The organism is Micromonospora tarensis (assembly GCF_016803395.1).
Lineage (GTDB): Bacteria > Actinomycetota > Actinomycetes > Mycobacteriales > Micromonosporaceae > Micromonospora > Micromonospora tarensis.
Map to the genome: position 1 here is coordinate 1 of NZ_JAEVHL010000379.1, position 4129 is coordinate 4129.

Genomic DNA, 4129 nt, shown 5'->3' on the forward strand with positions numbered 1-4129 from the left:
GCCGGACCGCCGCCGGCACGCCGCATGGCGGGGCCGCGCTGCGGCGGCGGCTGACCGGCCGGTCCGCGTCCGCGCGTCTCGAGCTCCTGCTCGATCTGGTACGGACCAGCGCCGCCGCCGTGCTCGGCCACCCCGACCCGGCCGGTGTCGACCCCGACAAGGGCTTCCTCGACGCCGGCTTCGACTCGTTGACCGCCGTGGAGCTGCGCAACCAGCTCGTCGAGAGCACCGGCCTGCCCTTACCGGCCACTGTGCTGTTCGACCACCCGACGCCCAGCGCGCTCACCGGGCATCTCGACGCCGAACTGGGCGGGGCGGCCGGCGCGGACGCGTTCGCCGAACTGGACCGGCTGGCGGCGGTCGTCACGTCGGCCGCGCACGACGCGGACACCCAACGCCGGGTCGCCGCCCGCCTGGAGGCCCTGTTGTCGAAGGTACGGCGCGCCGGAGCGGAGCCGGACGCACCGCCGCCGGCGCCGGCCGACGACGACGAGTTGTTCGCCCTCATCGACCACGAGCTCGGGCTGTCGTGAACCGGGGAGCCACAGGGATGTCGAACGAGAACAAGCTCCGCGAGTACCTGCGGCTGGTCACCGACGACCTGCGCCGGACCCGGCAACGGGTCCGCGAGCTGGAGGAGCCGGAACCCGTCGCGATCGTCGCGATGAGCTGTCGGCTGCCCGGCGGCGTCGACACTCCGGAGGACCTGTGGCGCCTGCTCGCCGCCGGCCAGGATGCCGTCGGTGACTTCCCGACCGACCGGGGCTGGGACCTGGACGCGCTCCACGACCCCGACCCGGAACGGACCGGCACGTCGTACACCCGGCACGGCGGTTTCCTCGACGCTGTCGACCTCTTCGACGCCGAGTTCTTCGGGATCAGCCCGCGCGAGGCCCAGGCGATGGACCCGCAGCAGCGGTTGCTGCTGGAGACGTCGTGGGAGGCGATCGAACGCGCCGGCATCGACCCGGCCGAGCTGCGGGGCCGTGCCGTGGGCGTGTACGCGGGCGTCGCCTACAGCGACTACACCTCGGTCGGCCGCCCGGACCCGCAGTTGGAGGGCTATCTGGGCAGTGGCAGCGCCGGGAGTGTGGCGACCGGGCGGGTGGCGTACGTGTTGGGCCTGGAAGGGCCGGCGGTCACTGTCGACACGGCGTGTTCGTCGTCGCTGGTGGCGGTCCACCTGGCGAGTCGGGCGTTGCGGCAGGGGGAGTGTGACCTGGCGCTGGCCGGCGGTGTCACGGTGATGGCGACCCCCGGCATGTTCGTCGAGTTCAGCCGGCAACGCGGGTTGGCCGCCGACGGGCGGTGCAAGTCGTTCGCTGAGGCGGCGGACGGCACCGGCTGGTCCGAGGGGGCCGGCATGCTGCTGCTGGAGCGGCTCTCCGACGCGCGCCGCAACGGCCATCCGGTGCTCGCCGTGGTGCGGGGTTCGGCGGTGAATCAGGACGGTGCCAGCAGCGGCCTGACCGCACCCAACGGGCCGGCGCAGCAGCGGGTCATCGAACGGGCGTTGGCCGACGCCCGCCTCGCGCCAGCGGACATCGACGCGGTCGAGGCGCACGGCACGGGCACCCGGCTCGGCGATCCGATCGAGGCGCAGGCGGTGATCGCGGCGTATGGGCAGCAGCGGGATCGGCCGTTGTGGTTGGGGTCGGTGAAGTCGAATGTGGGTCATACGCAGGCGGCGGCGGGTGTGGCCGGGGTGATGAAGGTGGTCCTGGCGTTGCAGCACGGGGTGTTGCCACGGACGGTGCATGTGGATCGGCCGTCGTCGGCGGTGGACTGGTCGGCGGGTGCGGTGCGGTTGTTGACCGACGAGGTGCCGTGGGTTGCGGGTGCGAGGCGGGCGGGTGTGTCGGCGTTCGGGATGAGCGGGACGAACGCGCACGTGATCGTGGAGGCCGCCCCCGTGTCTGCTCCGGCGTCCGCGCTGTCGCCGGGGGCGACGCCGGTCGCCGGGTCCGCGTCGTCGCTGCCGGGAACGGTGGCTGCTCCGTCGTCCTCGCCGGACCTGGCTGGCGGTCCGGTGGTGCCGTGGGTGGTGTCGGCGGCGTCGCCAGAGGCCCTGGCGGATCAGGTCCGGGCGATCTCGGGGTTGCGGTCGGCGTCCTTTTCCGGGTCGGGGTTGCGGCCGGTGGATGTGGCGTTCACGTTGGCGGTGGGTCGGGCGGCGTTGCCGTGGCGGTGCGTACTGGGGGAGGACCTGCCGGTCCAGGCCGGTGACGGCCGGGTCGTCTTCGTCTTTCCCGGTCAGGGTTCGCAGTGGACCGGGATGGGTCTGGAGCTGTGGGACTCCTCGCCGGTGTTCGCCGCTTCGATGCAGGCGTGTGCGGAGGCGTTGCGTCCGTACACGGGTTGGTCGTTGCGGGAGGTCCTGGCCGGTCCGTTGGACCGGGTGGAGGTGGTGCAGCCCGCCCTGTTCGCGGTGATGGTGTCCCTTGCCGCGGTGTGGCGGTCCTACGGGGTGCAGCCGTCGGCGGTGGTCGGTCACTCGCAGGGTGAGATCGCCGCCGCCTATGTCGCGGGTGCCCTGTCGTTGGACGACGCGGCACGGGTTGTCGCGTTGCGGAGTCGGGCGTTGCGGGCCATCGCCGGGCGGGGCGGGATGGTGTCGGTGCCGCTCGCCGAGGTGAACCCGGGGGAGCTGTCGGTGGCGGCGGTCAACGGACCGGATTCCACCATCCTCTCGGGTGACGTGGAGGCGGTGGAGCGGTTCCTAACGGCCGAGCCCAGGGCGCGGCGGGTGGCGGTGGACTACGCGTCGCACTCGCCGCACGTCGACGCGGTCCGCGACGAACTTCTCGCTGCGCTGAAGGACATCGCGCCACGCTCGTCAGACGTGCCGTTCTCCTCGACTGTCACCGGCGGGTTGCTGGACACCGCCGGCCTGGACGCCGGGTACTGGTTCCGCAACCTGCGGGAGACGGTGCGCTACGTCGACGCGATTGCCGGGTTGGGCACGCTGGTCGAGGTCAGCCCGCATCCCATCCTGGCCCGGGAGTTGGGGTCGTTGCGCCGCGACGACGGTGGACCAGAACGCTTCCTGGACTCGGTCGCCCGGGCCTGGGCGCGGGGCGCGCAGGTCGACTGGCACGCGGTGTTCGCCGGCCGCGACGCGCAGCGGGTGGTCCTGCCGACGTACCCGTTCCAACGGCGTCGGTACTGGCTGACCGGCGCGGGCTGGCTCGACGAGCCCGTCGACGGGGCGCAGGGCACCGTCTTCGAGGGTCGGGTCGCCGGTGCCTGGTTGGCCGATCACGCCGTGGACGGCACCGCGTTGGTGCCGGGCACCGGGTTGCTGGAGATGGTGTTGCGCGCCGGTGGTCAGGTCGAGGAGTTGACCCTGCACGCCCCGCTGCACCCACCGGCGACGGTTCAGATGATCGTCGGTGTTCCCGAGGACAGCGGTCGGCGCAGCGTGTCGGTGCACTCGCGGTCCGGCCGAGAGTGGACCCTGCACGCCTCCGGCACCCTGCTGCCCGACGACGCACCCGCACCGGCGACCGACGACGCGCCCTGGCCACCAGCCGACGCCGAACCGGTGCCGCTCGACGGCGTCTACCAGCGGGCGGCAGCCGCCGGCTTCCACTACGGGCCGGCGTTCCAGGGTCTGCGCGCGGTGTGGCGGCACGGCGACGACATCCTCGCCGAGGTGACCCTCCCGGACGCCTCGACGGCCAGCACTTCGGGCTGCACCCGGCGCTGCTCGACGCGGCCCTGCACGCCGTCGCCCTGGTCCCGGACCGTGGCGCCGCCGGTCCCGGGCGGCTGCCGTTCAGCTGGAGCGGCGTACGCCTGCACGCCACCGGCGCGGACACCCTGCGGGTACGCGCCACCGTGCACGCCGACGGGTCGTGTCGCTGCTCGCCACCGACCTCACCGGCGCGCCCGTCGTCTCGGTCGGCGCCCTGGTCACCCGGGAACTCCGGCCCGCACCCGGCAGCAACCACCTGTTCCAGGTCTCCTGGCCGCAGCTCACCGCCCCGGCGGCCACCGAAGCCGGGCTTGAGTTCCTCTGCATCGCCGGCGGGTCGTGTCGCTGCTCGCCACCGACCTCACCGGCGCGCCCGTCGTCTCGGTCGGCGCCCTGGTCACCCGGGAACTCCGGCCCGCACCCGGCAGCAAC

At 73.5% G+C, this 4129-nt stretch carries 1 protein-coding gene and 2 pseudogenes; all 3 read left to right on the plus strand.

Annotated features, from left to right (window positions below; genetic code table 11):
- Positions 1–533, plus strand: a 533-nt coding sequence (locus JM949_RS40220; protein ID WP_238434396.1) for a phosphopantetheine-binding protein, incomplete at its 5' end; no start/stop codon positions are given.
- Positions 534–562: 29 nt separating this feature from the next.
- Positions 563–3409, plus strand: a pseudogene (locus JM949_RS34185) (type I polyketide synthase); the annotation flags it as partial.
- Positions 3383–4129, plus strand: a pseudogene (locus JM949_RS40100) (polyketide synthase dehydratase domain-containing protein); the annotation flags it as partial. The pseudogenes JM949_RS34185 and JM949_RS40100, both read left to right, overlap by 27 nt.